Consider the following 12,942-nt stretch of genomic DNA (forward strand, 5'->3'; position numbering starts at 1 on the left):
CCCCACGTTCCCGGCCGAGTACTCGGTACCTGGATACAAGGGCACGAACCCGCGGGCACCGGGCATCATCCTGCGCGACGGTGACCGAACCGGCGTCCAGTCCAACAGCTTCCACTGGAAGCCGGCGACCGACACCGAGTTCGTCACGGGAGGACATTCGATGCCGGGGGTTGTGGATGCCCCTCCGGGCAACCGGAGGGGCATCCACAACCTGAAATCAGGTCAACGAATTAATCTCCGCGACGATCAACATGATCGGCGACCTCATCGCCGCGGCGGTGTTCATCCCGCCCATCGGCGGCGCGGTCGACGCGATCCTGAAACCCCTGTACACGGACGTCTTCCTGGCGTTCATGAAGTGGCAGGACATCGGGCGAGCTCAGAGACTCGGGTGGTCGCACTACCAAGAGACCTGGTGCGAGGGCGCAGACCGCGCCTATACCTTGTCCGCTCTCATCGCCCTGCGCACGGGCATGTGGAGGACGAGGGAGCAGACCACCCATACGGTCACCGTCGCCGACGGCGTGGAGAACCTGCGAATCGGGCAGCGCGGCAAGGGAAACGCCTACCTCGGCACTCGCATCGGCACGACCGTCCAGGACTGGGGCCAGCCCGGGAAGGTCTACGTCGACCGCATCACCGAACTCACCCTCTCGTGGGATCGGAAAACCACACCGCGGTGGGACATCACCGTCGGCCACCGCGAACCCGAGGACCCCGTCCAGAAGGCGCTGGAGATGCTGCAAGACGTCATGTCCATCGCCCGCGACCTCGGTGTCCTCTAGGAGGATTTGTTGGGCAAGATCTGGCGGCTCGAGGACATCGACCCAAACGACCCGGAGGAACGATTCCTCCCTGTGCTGCAATGCATCCCGATCGGATTCGGGACGGACGCGGGCGGGCGGAACCGGATCATATGGCCGGAACAGATCGCTCGCGCGGTATCCAAGCACCTCACCGAAGCCGGTTGCCCGCCGATCGATCCGGAAGCGGCGACGATCGAGTTCCGTCCCCCGTATCGCGGGGAGCAGTCGCGATTCAACGCGATGGGCGGCTGGGTTCCCAAGGGGTCTGAGCCCGCACCGGATCCGGTGGTGATCCAGGACCCGGCTGCGATGACGGTGCGCGAGCGGGAGGCGGTCGTCGAGCGGCTGCGCTATCAGGGCTACCGCATCAACGAACCCGAACCGGAGAAGCCGACCGCGAAGGTCGTCGACGCCATCGACGAACCACCGATGTTCGACCCGAACACCCACACCGTCACCGAGGTGAACGCCTACTTGCGCGACCTCGACGACGAGGTGGAGAAGCGTCGCGTCCTGTATACGGAGCGTAAAGGGCAGGCGCGCAACGGAATCCTGAAGAGACACCAGGGGGACAGCCGATGACCACAGCCGTAGATTTCGCTGCTCGCCTCATCGATCCGGTCGCGATCCGGGATGCAGGCCACAGCGCCGTCATCGTCTATGTCGCACCCAGCCGACCTGGCAGCAACTTCGGCGCGAAGCCGATCGCGAAGCCGTACACCGACCAGCTGCGCGCGGCCGGACTCGACATCGCTTCCGTGTGGCAATACGGGAAACCAGGCAATTCATCGGCTCCGTCCGACTGGACCACCGGCTACGACGGTGGACAGCGGATGGGAATCGAGGCAGCCGAGCGGCACCGCGCCGCGGGCGGGCCCGACCAGGCGCCAATCTTCTTCGCCGTCGACGAGGACATCTCGCTCGACGACTGGAACACCCAGGCCGTCGAGTTCTTTCGCGGCGTCAATAACGCGATCGGCACCGAACGCACTGGCATCTATGGGCATTCGCGTGCGTGCGCGTGGGCCGCGCAGGACGCCGTCATCGGCTCGGCCGGCGGCGGGAAGTTCTGGGCATGGCAGACGCGTGCGTGGTCCGGCGGCGAGATCGCTCCCGAAGCCGTGCTCTACCAGCGGGTGATCGATACCCCGACAAGTCCCGGGCCGCTGATCGACGGCAGTGCTGTCGACGTCAACGACGTCCTATCCGCCGTCTACGGGCAGTGGTCCCACTACGAGCAACCCGAGGATCTGCCGATGGTCAAACCTGAGTTCGAAGAGATCGACTACTACGCCGACTCCAACTCCAGCCGCAAGGGCGCCCGCGTCACCAACGGGCTCGGGCATACCCAGGAAGGCGGGCCCGCCGACGGCAGCGGCGCGCAGGGACTCGCGGACTACCTGAGCAACACCGCCAACGAGGTCAGCTACCACGACATCATAGGCAACGGGCAGGTCTTCCATATCGCACGGAAGGACCGCTCGAGCTGGTCGGTTCTGGATGCGAACCCCTACACCGTGAACTATTGTCTCGCCGGATCACGCGCTAGCTGGAGTCGGGACCAGTGGCTTGAACGTCGAGACGACATCCGCATCATGGCGTGGCTGATGGTCCAGGACGCCAAAGAGATCGGCTACGACACCGCGGTCATTGGTCCCCCGTACGAGCAGCGCGACGGCCTGTCCGACCACTACTACGTCACCCAATGTTTGGGCATCGGCACCCACACCGACCTCGGACCTGCCTTCCCTTGGGATGTGCTGGCCGCAGACGTCGCCGAATTCGCCACCGGTGCACCAGCTTCACCGCCGCCGAACGCGATCAACGACGTCGCCGCCGTCACGTCGTGGCTCGGCGCTCGGATCACCGCGGGGGAGGAGTCGACTCCCGACGGTAAAGGCCGGTTCGCCGCATTCGAATTCGGCCACATCTACTGGCATCCGTCGACCGGCGCTCACGCGATCCCGATGTCGCTGTTCGGGAAGTACGCGGCCGCCGGCTGGGAGACCGGGGTGCTCGGCTACCCGATCACCGACGTCACCGATCTGGAGCACGGTGTGGTGCAGGGATTCCAGGGCGGCGCGCTGTATTTCCAGGACGGCCGCGTCCCGGTGGTGGTGCGCGGCGCGATCCGCGCCCGCTGGCACCGGGAGGGCAGCGAGGATGGTCCGTTCGGCTACCCAGTCGCCGACGAGGAGGCGCTGGCCGGCGGTGAGGCGCGGCAGCGTTTCGAGAACGGCCAGATCATTTGGCCCGGCCGTCGCGACACCGCGGCGCTGCTGGATTCCGAAGGTCCGGACACACCGGTCCCGGACCGAGATTGAGAGGCAACATCATGAACCCGTTCAAGTACAGCCCTGGACAGATCGCCAAGGCGCTGATCGCCGCTCTCACCAGCGTGATTGCGCTGCTCGGTCTGGCCGCCGCGACTTTCGGCGACGGCACGTTTGCCACCATCGGCACCTGGGCCACCGCCGCGGCGGTGTTCCTGACTCCGATCCTGGTCTTCCTCAAGAAGGCCGAACCCTGGTTCGGGATGCTCGACCGCGTTCTTCCACGCGCTGCTGATCAGCGCGGCGAGGGCTGAGCAGGGGAACAGGGTGGTCCGATTCGGGGAGCGCCGCCCGCTCGATCGACACCCGGAGGTGTGCAGGTGTGCAGAGGTGGTGGTGAGGCGTGGACGAGAACGGCCTGCTGGTAAAGGTTCTCGCGTTCATCGCGGTCGCGATCACGCTGGGATGGTTCATCTCGTTCGTCGCCGTACCGGTGTTCCGGGAGGACTACAAGCCGCAGCCCGAGATAACGATTGCCATGACGGCGGTCATCACCGCGATCGCTGGTCTACTCGGCGGCGCCTACGTCAAGGCGAAGCGTGCCGCCGACAAGGACAAGGACGGCCCAGATGGTGATGGAAATGGTCACTAACTACTGGCTCGCTGTATTGATCGGGCTGCTGATCGGCAGTGCGGTTACCGCGGCCGGTATGTATCTGCTCGGGTTCCGCAGAGTGCGTCGCAATGGGCGCACTCTGCTCGTTCCCACCCTCGACCGCCGCCCGTTTCGGCTGCGGTGGCGGGAGTTCCGCGAGCGCATCACGTCCTTGGAAATGCGGCCGCGCACTTTCAACATCATCGTGATCCTGATGGCGCTGGCCGCCGCGGGCGGTCTCGTGCAGAACACGATGTTCACCTACCACCAGCGTGATTGCAACGCCGATTTTCAGTCGAGCAGCGTGGAGCTTCGGCGTATCGGCAATGAGGACAGGGCGCTCGAGGCGCAGGACGACGAGCTTCGCAACGAGCGTGACGACGCGATGACGGCGCTCGTCGAAACTCTTCTGACACCGCCTGCACCGGGGCAACGGGTCGATGCGGTCGGCGCACTGAACCACTACCGGGCGACTACCCATGCCATCGACGTCAAGCGCGATCAACTCAACGCAAGACGCGCGGAACTCGAACAGCAGCGGCGCGCGCAACCGACGTTGAAAGCGCGGTGCTGACTTGACAACGCCGCATCTGCCGTCCGCGCCACCCGATGCGTTCGTCGTAGGCACGGACTACGGCTCAAACCTGGACGAGGACACCGTCAAGGCGGTCACCACTGGCGGCGCGAAGGTTTCGTTCACCAACGTCCAAAACAGCATCAACAACCCCGTCGGCAACGTCCTGCCTACCGGTGCGCCGCTGTGGCAGACGTTCACCCGCGAGGCCGACGCGACGTTCCCGCGGATCATGCTGGCCCGCAAGGCCTCCGGCGTCACAGTCAACGCGTCCGCGATCAGCGCCGGTTCGCACACCCACAGCGTCTCCGGAAGCAGCACCAGTTCGGCCGGGTCGCATTCGCATACGGTGTCGGCATCCGGGACTATCCAGTACGCGGTACCGGACTATCAACCGGCCGGGCATGGAGCGAACCTCACCGAAATCGGGTTCATCGAATGCTCGAAAGACCGGACATACAACAACTTCTCGTTCATCACCGGTGACTCGTGGACGCTGCTCGGTATCGGAGCGTTCTACCTCGCGGTGTACAAGATGGACCCGTCAACCGGGAACCTGAGCCTGGTCGCGAAAACGAACGACATCAAAGGCTCTGTCGGTTCGACGGACACCGAATACACGTTCGGGCTGAACAATTCGATCGCCGCGAAGAAGGCCGACATATTCGGGCTCGCGACCTTGCAGGTCACCTCACCCGGGCAGACATGTAACTCGATATGCCAGCTGACGTTCTGGCCGCTGTCGGCGCCGTCCGGATTCAAACCCGCAGCGCTGTACGCCTACGCGGGCGGATCGAGCACACCGCTGTCCTCGATCGGCTACAGCTCGCTGACCTTCAATTCTGGGTTCGTCCCGTACTACGCGCTCAGCTAAAGGAGGGGCACATGACGGTAATCAGTGAGCCGATATCGAATATCGCCGAGGCGGACAACGACACCGACTTCTTCTTCTCGTCACCCGTGCTGCGTGAATCCGGCGACGGCACAGGAATGGTAACCACCACACCGATTCTGGTGAACGCCGTTGCTGGAGTGCTGACTACGCCAGACCTTGATCCCGGACCGACGAAGGTTCGGATCGGGTTGAACTCCTACTACATCGTGATCCCTGACTCGGTTACGCCGGTGCGGTTGTGGCCGCTGATCCTGGCGGGGCTCCCGGTGCCTCCTGCAGAGGAAGCCGAGGCCGTTCGGAACGGCGGCGGGGTCGCGCTCATCACGGTCCTCACCGAAGCCGAGTACGCCGCGCTCACCTCTGTAGATCCCGAAACGCTATACGTCGTCGTGCCGAATCCGTAACGGCCACAACCCAACTCGCAAACCGAACCCCCGAAGCGGCCACCGCTCGGGGGTTCGCTGTGCAATCGCCAATTCCGACCGGCTGTTCGCGGCGGTCGACTATCTAAGGAAGTGGTCCCCATCGCGCACGTGGCCAAGTATTACGGCAAGTACTTCCTTTCGCTTGCCAACAAAGAGATCGACCTGGACAGCGACACTCTCAAGGTGATGCTGTGCTCGTCGAGTTACGTCCCGGACCAGGACACACACCGATACAAGAGCGACGTCACCAACGAGATCACAGGCACCGGTTACACCGCGGGTGGTGCGACGCTGTCGTCGGTGGTGAGCGCCTACACGGGCGCGTCGAATCTGTGGTCACTCGACGCCGCGGACGTGCAATGGACCGGCGCAACCTTCACCGCCCGCGTCGCGGTCCTCTACGACGCAACCCCAGCATCGGACTCGACGCGCCCGCTGATCGGTTACATCCTGTTCGACGCCGACATCCCCGTCACCTCTAGCACTTTCACCGTCGCCTGGGACGCGTCCGGCATCGCAACCATGACCGTGTCCTGACGGGATCCTTGTGGTCGCTCTATTCCGCCAGGAATCCGCGCCCGCGGAACTGTGGTGGGCCGATCAGGACGGTGTCGTCAAACAGGTTGTGCGCGTGTACCTCGGCGACGTCCTGCTGTTCGACGGCACCAGGCCGGCACTGGTGTTCGCGCCGCGAATGATGGCGACTGCCGGTCTGCCCATCCCTGTGGTTCATGCGGGCGTGACCGTCGCCGTGCCAAGGATGCAGGCCAGCGCTGACTTCGATATGCCGACTGTGACCGGTGGCGCCCGGATCGTCGCGCCGCCGATGGTCGCGGCGGCCAGCAGCCCCGCGCCAGCTGTCACCGTCCCCGGCTATGTCGAGGTGCCGCCAATGGTGGCGACTGCGGGAATGCCTGCGCCGACCGTGGACCTGGCCTCTGGTCTGGTCAGCGCACCGCGCATGCTGGCCGCCGCCGATATGCCGGTGCCGACCGTGAGCGCGGGTGCCGTGGTGAACGCGCCGCCGATGACCGCATCCGCCGACATGATCCTGCCCGCTTTGCGCGCGGGCGCGGTCGTCACTCCAAGCGCCATGACTGCTACCGCGGCTGCTGCTGTTCCTGCGGTATCGGCGGGCGCGAATGTGGTCGTGCCCGCCGCGACTGCAACGGCAACCGCCCGCGTCCCTGTGGTGTTGGCATCCGCGTCCGTGACCGCACCGGCGATGACCGCCACCGCGGCGATGGTCGTACCGCAGGACGTCGGTGACACCGTCCCGTACCCGTCCGACGACCTGTTCCCGGGCGATGACCTCTTCCCAGGAGAGCCATGACGTACAGCAAGCAGACGTGGGTCAATAAGCCGACTCTGACGACACCTGTCAACGCGGCCCGCATGAACCACATGGAAGACGGCATCTACGAGGCCGTCACGCAATATCCGCTGACTACGAAAACGCTGTGCTGCAGTAATGGCGGGCAAGGCGGGCAGACCGTACTCTATGTCGCCGGTACGGCGACCACGCTCTCGGCGGTAACCAATTTATCGTTCCGCATCCCATTCACGCTGCCCGCCAATGCGGACTCGTACTACGTGGATATCTCGAATTACAATACGGGCGGATCGGGGAATGGCGGCGCGTCGCTCACCCTCGACAAGGCTGTGTGCGGGCAAGCGACTGCTCGCTCGCTCGGCGATACCGGGCCTACGGGAAACTTCAACGGCGGCGCGGCCACGACATTGGCGACGAGCGGAACCATTCCGAATACCGGAGGTGCGCTGACGCTCGGTCCGTTCACTACGGACCTCCCGCAGGATGGTGTTGAATGGCTGCTTGGTATCGCCTGCCACGGGTCTTCCCAGACCTTGCAGACCGGCCTCGGTAAGGCGTGGCGCTGGTCCGACACTACCTCGGCAGTGAATCCCGCTACTGCCAGTAGCGGCGGCACGGTCGGCTGGGTCCCTCTCGACGTGGTGATCAGATACACCACGACCAACCGGAAAAAAAGCCTATTGGTCATCGGCGACAGCATCCCCGAGGGCGCGCAGGGACCCTCGTGGGCGGTATCGAGCGCACGCACCGACATTGTGCCTACGCCGTGGGCTGATCGCTTCTGGGATCGCTGGGCCCTGCGCAGGGGCGATTATATGGTGCAGAATCACTCGCTGTACGGCGCATTCGCGCAGACCTGGGCTTCGTCCTCGTATCGTGGATGGACTCGCCTCGCGACCAGCGGCGGCGCTTTCGATGCCGTAATTCTCGCGCTCGGCTGCAACGATATCGCCAATGGCAGGACCGCCGCCCAGATTCAGGCGGATTTGATCAGCTGCTTGACCAACATCCGAACTATCGTGGGAACAACGGTGCCGGTATATGCGGTGAATTTCACCCCATATAACACCTACACCTCCACGATGGAGGGCATTAGGAAGGCTATGAATCAATGGTTCTCCCAGCATCCGTACGGGATAAAGGGAGTCATTGATCTCGAAAGCGGAAGCCGAGTGACATCGGCGACGGCGACCTCCACGACCGCCACCGCCTATGACACCCAGCTCACATGCGACGGCACACATCCCTCCTACGAGGGCACCAGCCGAATCGTCACGAATCTCATGGCCGCAATGTCTTAGTTGTATTGCGCTAGATTCCGTAAGCGCCCCGCACGCCCTGGTCTGATCACTGCCACGGGCCGGTCGCGCCGAGCGCGACCTCGGCCGGCCCGAACGGCGTGACGGTCGCGCCGGTCTTGGCGAAGTTCACCCGGAACCACACCCGGTTCGTCTGGCCATTGGTCATGACCACATCCGCCGGCACGATCACCTGAAGTTCGTTCGGATAGGTGGCGGTCCCGAACTCGTCGATGACGTTGCCGTTCTTGCCAACCTGCCCGATGATCACGCCCTTGGCCATGGTCAGCATCTCGGCCTGCTGGGTCATCGCCGCAGTCGTCGTTGTGGCACTGCTGGATTCGGAGCTGCCGCATCCGGCGAGCAAGATGGCGGCAGCAGCAACCACCGCGGCGACGATCCTCATCAGAATTTCCCCTCGCGCATTTTGGCGGTGACGGTACTCGCCGCCCGGCATAAGCGTCTATCGCTGCCGCGAGTTCGTTACACAGCAACGCCCCCAACCTCTTGTGAGGTTGGGGGCGTTCTTCGCATGTCGGGGGTTTATCGTGGGTCTTCGTCCGCGTATTCCCTGAGCCGGTCGGCCCACATGCGGAACATCGTCGCCCCTCGCCTTGCCAGTGGTCGCAGCAACGCGCCCAGCAGGAACAGCGGCCACAATGGCGACGCCATGATCAGGATCAAGGTTGTCAGCACGCGGTGCGCGAAGCTGTGCCGCAGCAACTCGAGGTGCGGGTCGTTGCCCTTGTTCTCCCGGGCTCGGTCGGTTTCGTGGATCAGGAACACGACCATGCCCACAAGATAGGGGTATTGCCACCAGCTGATATCCAGGGTCCAGTCGATGAACGCGGTCATGAGGGTGTGATCCTGTCGGCGAGTTCGCGGAGTGTGGTTGCGAGCTGTGCGTCGAGCCGGTCGTGAACCCCCTTGACCGCGACCTGAACGAATTCCTTGTCGACTGTGGCCAGCGCCCGGCTACGGGGTAGGCATTGCGGGGGGCAGTCGTGGTGAGCGCTCATCGCGAAGACAGCGTCGGCGGCCGAGAGCACACCGGGGTCGGTACTGCAGTCGTCAATGTTGAGAATGGAGTGTCCCCAGTCCGCGGGTTTCGCGGAGGCTCTGTCGTCGTCTATCCAGGTGACCGTGCCCAACGCGCCGGTCATCGTGTATTTCATGCCGTCTCCGATGTTGTGCGTTCCGATGAAGAAGGCACCCCGGCTGATGGTCGCAGTCAGGGTGCCTCTCCGGGGTAATTCATGGTCTAGCTGATGCGCTCAGTCCTGGGCGTTGAGCTGCCGGAAGTCCTCGGCAAGACGGCGCTTCGGCGCATCCGCACCACGCGGATCCACGTCTTCCTTGTCGGAGTTGCCACCCTGCGGACCGGGGCTGTACTGCGGCATAAGGGTTATCCCTTTCTCAAAGTTCCCCGACCGAGTGCCGAGGGGGTCTGTGTCGTCACCCTGTAGCGGGTGATCGAGGTATTTCTGGCCGAAAGATTGGCCTCGCCCGACGCACCGGGCGAGGCCGCTCTTCTGTTTGTGACGGGCACGTGCCACAAGCAGCAGGTGGGGTCAATCTGTCCGGGCGATCGCCGCGAGCGTGTCGAGCTGTGTCCGCGGCAGGTCGCCGTCGAGCCATTCCTGGACAGGCCTGAGACCGGGTGGCAGGACGTCGAATCCGTCGAGGAATTTCGCGATCGCTTTCCAGTGCCGCCAAACGGTTTCGGCTGTGCTGCCGATTAAGTCCGCGCCGATCTGCACCTTGAGGTCGAAGTCGGTGCTGATGCAGGCGTGGGTGAGGGCGAGGTAGCTGCCAGGAGCGAGCGCTGAACGTAGCTGTGCCATGATCGCGACGGGGTCTTCGTCGTCCATCACGTAATCCAGGACGCCGACCATCAGCACCGCTACTGGTTCATCGAAGTCGACCAGGGAGCGGAGTCCCTCGATCATGGCGTCGACGTCCCGCAGGTCAGCCTTCAACACATGCACGTTCGGCCTGTGGTTGTACATGGCGTTGCAGTGCGTGAACACCATCGGGTCATGGTCGACCGCGGTGAAAGATGCTTCGGGCTGGATCTTTTGGGCCACCTCATGTGGTTCGTGGCCGCCGAGGGGTAGGCCAGCGCCGATGTCGATGAACTGCCGCACCCCCGCCCGCGCCGCGTTTTCCACGGCTCGCAGAAGGAACCGACGGTGGTACCAGGCCGCCCGGTTCATGTCCGGCGCGACCGCACGCATCCTCTCGGCGACGTTCTGATCGGTCATGTAGTTGTCTTTGCCGCCGAGCAGGTAGTTCCATATCCGCGCCGAGTTGGGTATCGCCGGCCTGATACCGACCGGTGTGCGTGGAAGCACGGACGCGGGTGCCGTCACCGCGCCTCCTCCTCGACGCGGATGCGTTCGAGGGCGGCGGCCAGGCGGGCGCAGGTGGCAGGTGTGCAATTGCCCTTCTGCTGATGGACAACGACGATCCCATGAGCGTGCTCGTAGGTCAGGCCGAGGGGTACGAGTCGGCATTTGTCCATAGCGCGCGCCTGGGCAGGAGTGAGGCCGTTACGCGACATTGCGGCTCCCCTGCATGAAGGCCTCCGCTGCCACGAACTGGGTGCAGCCGTACACGTGGTCGCCGTGCTGGCGTAGGGCACGGTATGCCTCGTCGTAGTTGGCGTATCGGCCGTCGTCGCTGCATTTGCTGAGGCACAGCGAGACCCGCGCGCTCATGGCTCGACCTGCTCGGCGTCGACCTCGGTGGGCTGTTCTCCCGGGCCGAGTTTCCTAGGCCAGTTGACAGCCAGCACAACCCATCCCATATAGAGGATGGAGACGACTACGACGGTGATGATTACTGATGCGGGCATTAGGCGATACCCCTCGGCGCGTTGGTCCGTTATGAAAGGGCACCCAGCGCGGGGGATCTAGGCCAGGTTCTGGGCAGAAGGCCCGGCCATCTCCTTCGGGGGGAGATCAGATCTGCCCCGACGCTGGATGCAAATTTCACGTTAAGTCCCATAGCGTTCGCGGAAGTTCAAAAAAAGTTCAATTTTGCGGTGCTACGGTTGGGGGCATGGTTGAGATCGACCCCAACACCGTGGGCGGACGTATCAAGCGCTACATGAAGCTGCGCGGTATGACTCAGGAGCAGCTGGCCGCCGAGTCTGAGGTCAGCCTCAGCATGATCAAGAAGGTGACCTCGGGGCACGCAACGCCCGGATCGTTCACGATCGGCAAGCTGGCGTTGGCCTTGCGTGTTGACGCAGAGGTGCTGTCCGGCAAGACGGTCCAGGAGCAGACGTTGGAGTACATACCGATCCTGCGTCGGGCGCTCGCCGCGATCGACCTGATGGATGAAGACCTCGAACCCGAACCGGTTGAGAAGCTGGCGACGATCGTCGAGCAGATCGGCAAGTGGCGCCGCGGTGCTCAGTATCGGAAGATCAGCGAAGTCCTCCCCGATGTGGTCGACCGACTGCTCGTGACCGGACGAGAGCAAGGCGAGCCTGCCTATGCGCTACTGACCGACGCATATCGGGCCGCCAACTCGCTCGCACATAAGCTTGGATATTCAGACCTGAGCATGACCGCGACCGAGCGAATGGAGTGGTCGGCCGGGCTGTCGGGGGACCCACTGCGGGTGGCGTCGGTGGCGTACTTGAAAGCCGCGACCTTGGCCCGTATCGGGGCTGGTAAGCAAGCGCTGCGGTTGCTGATCCGCGCTATGGACGAAATCGAACACCTCGTCGGCCAGAGCCAGGAGGCGGCAGCGGTGTACAGCACACTGCATATGCGGGCCGGGACGATCGCGGCGACTCTCGCGGATGCGGATGCCAGCCGTTCGCATCTCGCCGAGGCGGCCCGGTTGGCGACTCTGTTCCCGGAAGGCATCGTGCATGGCACTGTCGTCGGCGAAACCAATGTGAAGCTGTATCAGATGGCCGCAGAGATCGACCTCGGCAATCCGGAGAAAGCGGTCGAGATTGCGCGGAGCACGAAGCTGCCGCGAGGGTTCGCCAAGGAGAGGCAGACATACTTCTGGCTGGACTCGGCCCGCGCGCATCTGCACAACGGCAATACCGACGCCGCAATGGAGGCGCTGCTGGAGTCGCGCGCCATCGCGCCTGAGCACTTCCGTGCGAGCCGGGTGGTCAACGCGGCCATCGAGACCGCCGCTGATCAGCAAGCTCGCGCGAGCGATACGTTGCGATCGCTGGCGAATTCGGCGGGCGTGGTCCTCTGATGAAACTTCCAACCGAGCCTGGTTTCTATCGCGACGTCAAGGGTGATCTATGGCTGCTCGAGGCAGACCGGTGGACGCACGCCGCTCGCCGGTTGAACGACGATTCCCTGCGGCCGGTGATGGGCCGCTTCACTGGCGAGATGACAGCCGATCAGTTCGAGCATCTGGCGACCGGGCCGAGCGTCGATGTGCTCCCGCTCGAGCGCGTCGAGGCTGAGGATGTGCCACCCCAGATAGACTGATGGCACCTGTTAAGCGTTGATCGAGAAGCCGCCCCGCCACCCGCGCGGGGCGGCTTTGTTTCTGCTGATAGGTGTTGATGCCATCAACGCACGAACGGAAAACACCAGGTCGCAAACGGATTGCGAAAGGTTAGCGAAAATCGCTTATGCCCTGGTCAGACCCCTAAAACCGCAGTATCTCAAGGGGTTCGATTCCCCTTAGCTCCAC

The 12,942-nt window shown here is 63.8% G+C and carries 21 protein-coding genes; 13 read left to right on the forward strand and 8 right to left on the reverse strand.

Going from position 1 to position 12,942, the window contains the following annotated elements; genetic code table 11:
• The first annotated feature begins 251 nt into the window (after positions 1–251).
• From ACIBG0_RS39040 to ACIBG0_RS39090, 11 genes are all read left to right on the forward strand, one after another.
• Positions 252–785, forward strand: a complete 534-nt coding sequence (locus ACIBG0_RS39040) for a hypothetical protein (RefSeq protein ID WP_397040161.1) — start codon at positions 252–254, stop codon at positions 783–785.
• Between the two features lie 9 nt (positions 786–794).
• On the forward strand, positions 795–1,388 hold the full coding sequence (locus ACIBG0_RS39045; protein WP_397040163.1) for a DUF2744 domain-containing protein: 594 nt from the start codon (positions 795–797) through the stop codon (positions 1,386–1,388).
• Positions 1,385–3,130, forward strand: coding sequence for a glycoside hydrolase domain-containing protein (locus ACIBG0_RS39050; protein ID WP_397040165.1), 1,746 nt, complete (start codon positions 1,385–1,387; stop codon positions 3,128–3,130). The genes ACIBG0_RS39045 and ACIBG0_RS39050 overlap by 4 nt, the downstream gene beginning before the upstream one ends.
• 11 nt (positions 3,131–3,141) lie before the next feature.
• Positions 3,142–3,393, forward strand: coding sequence for a hypothetical protein (locus ACIBG0_RS39055; protein WP_397040167.1), 252 nt, complete (start codon positions 3,142–3,144; stop codon positions 3,391–3,393).
• Between the two features lie 89 nt (positions 3,394–3,482).
• Positions 3,483–3,731 carry a hypothetical protein gene (locus tag ACIBG0_RS39060; protein WP_397040168.1) on the forward strand — a complete coding sequence of 83 codons (249 nt, stop codon included), beginning with the start codon at positions 3,483–3,485 and terminating at the stop codon, positions 3,729–3,731.
• Positions 3,732–3,789: 58 nt separating this feature from the next.
• Entirely contained in the window at positions 3,790–4,308 is a 519-nt protein-coding gene (locus ACIBG0_RS39065; protein ID WP_397040170.1) for a hypothetical protein, read from the forward strand.
• Between the two features lies 1 nt (position 4,309).
• The gene (locus ACIBG0_RS39070; protein WP_397040172.1) at positions 4,310–5,182 is read left to right on the forward strand and encodes a hypothetical protein; all 873 of its coding nucleotides are present in this window, start codon (positions 4,310–4,312) and stop codon (positions 5,180–5,182) included.
• A gap of 11 nt (positions 5,183–5,193) precedes the next feature.
• The gene (locus ACIBG0_RS39075) at positions 5,194–5,607 is read left to right on the forward strand and encodes a hypothetical protein (protein ID WP_397040174.1); all 414 of its coding nucleotides are present in this window, start codon (positions 5,194–5,196) and stop codon (positions 5,605–5,607) included.
• A gap of 111 nt (positions 5,608–5,718) precedes the next feature.
• Positions 5,719–6,165, forward strand: coding sequence for a hypothetical protein (locus ACIBG0_RS39080; protein WP_397040175.1), 447 nt, complete (start codon positions 5,719–5,721; stop codon positions 6,163–6,165).
• 10 nt (positions 6,166–6,175) lie between these two features.
• Positions 6,176–6,961, forward strand: coding sequence for a hypothetical protein (locus ACIBG0_RS39085; RefSeq protein ID WP_397040177.1), 786 nt, complete (start codon positions 6,176–6,178; stop codon positions 6,959–6,961).
• Between the two features lie 71 nt (positions 6,962–7,032).
• Entirely contained in the window at positions 7,033–8,262 is a 1,230-nt protein-coding gene (locus ACIBG0_RS39090) for an SGNH/GDSL hydrolase family protein (protein WP_397040179.1), read from the forward strand.
• A gap of 46 nt (positions 8,263–8,308) precedes the next feature.
• Here ACIBG0_RS39090 and ACIBG0_RS39095 read toward each other — a convergent pair whose 3' ends face one another.
• The 8 genes from ACIBG0_RS39095 to ACIBG0_RS39130 form a co-directional block, all read right to left on the reverse strand.
• Entirely contained in the window at positions 8,309–8,716 is a 408-nt protein-coding gene (locus ACIBG0_RS39095; protein WP_397040181.1) for a hypothetical protein, read from the reverse strand.
• A gap of 86 nt (positions 8,717–8,802) precedes the next feature.
• Positions 8,803–9,114 carry a hypothetical protein gene (locus tag ACIBG0_RS39100; RefSeq protein ID WP_397040182.1) on the reverse strand — a complete coding sequence of 104 codons (312 nt, stop codon included), beginning with the start codon at positions 9,112–9,114 and terminating at the stop codon, positions 8,803–8,805.
• A complete protein-coding gene (locus ACIBG0_RS39105; protein WP_397040184.1) occupies positions 9,111–9,434 on the reverse strand; it encodes a hypothetical protein in 324 nt (107 codons plus the stop codon). The genes ACIBG0_RS39100 and ACIBG0_RS39105 overlap by 4 nt, the downstream gene beginning before the upstream one ends.
• A gap of 99 nt (positions 9,435–9,533) precedes the next feature.
• Positions 9,534–9,659, reverse strand: coding sequence for a hypothetical protein (locus ACIBG0_RS39110; protein ID WP_397040186.1), 126 nt, complete (start codon positions 9,657–9,659; stop codon positions 9,534–9,536).
• Positions 9,660–9,830: 171 nt separating this feature from the next.
• A complete protein-coding gene (locus ACIBG0_RS39115) occupies positions 9,831–10,631 on the reverse strand; it encodes an SAM-dependent methyltransferase (protein ID WP_397040187.1) in 801 nt (266 codons plus the stop codon).
• On the reverse strand, positions 10,628–10,822 hold the full coding sequence (locus ACIBG0_RS39120; RefSeq protein WP_397040189.1) for a hypothetical protein: 195 nt from the start codon (positions 10,820–10,822) through the stop codon (positions 10,628–10,630). The genes ACIBG0_RS39115 and ACIBG0_RS39120 overlap by 4 nt, the downstream gene beginning before the upstream one ends.
• Complete coding sequence (locus ACIBG0_RS39125) at positions 10,812–10,979, reverse strand: hypothetical protein (protein WP_397040191.1); 168 nt, start codon at positions 10,977–10,979, stop codon at positions 10,812–10,814. The genes ACIBG0_RS39120 and ACIBG0_RS39125 overlap by 11 nt, the downstream gene beginning before the upstream one ends.
• Positions 10,976–11,116: a hypothetical protein gene (locus ACIBG0_RS39130; protein ID WP_397040192.1), complete on the reverse strand. Its 141-nt coding sequence runs from the start codon at positions 11,114–11,116 to the stop codon at positions 10,976–10,978. Before ACIBG0_RS39130 ends, ACIBG0_RS39125 begins: the two co-directional genes overlap by 4 nt.
• 206 nt (positions 11,117–11,322) lie before the next feature.
• Between ACIBG0_RS39130 and ACIBG0_RS39135 the strand changes: the two genes are divergently transcribed.
• The gene (locus tag ACIBG0_RS39135; protein WP_397040194.1) at positions 11,323–12,492 is read left to right on the forward strand and encodes a helix-turn-helix domain-containing protein; all 1,170 of its coding nucleotides are present in this window, start codon (positions 11,323–11,325) and stop codon (positions 12,490–12,492) included.
• Positions 12,492–12,734, forward strand: a complete 243-nt coding sequence (locus tag ACIBG0_RS39140) for a hypothetical protein (protein WP_397040196.1) — start codon at positions 12,492–12,494, stop codon at positions 12,732–12,734. The genes ACIBG0_RS39135 and ACIBG0_RS39140 overlap by 1 nt, the downstream gene beginning before the upstream one ends.
• Positions 12,735–12,942: the final 208 nt, after the last annotated feature.

It is taken from the genome of Nocardia sp. NPDC050630, from assembly GCF_044457245.1.
GTDB lineage: Bacteria > Actinomycetota > Actinomycetes > Mycobacteriales > Mycobacteriaceae > Nocardia.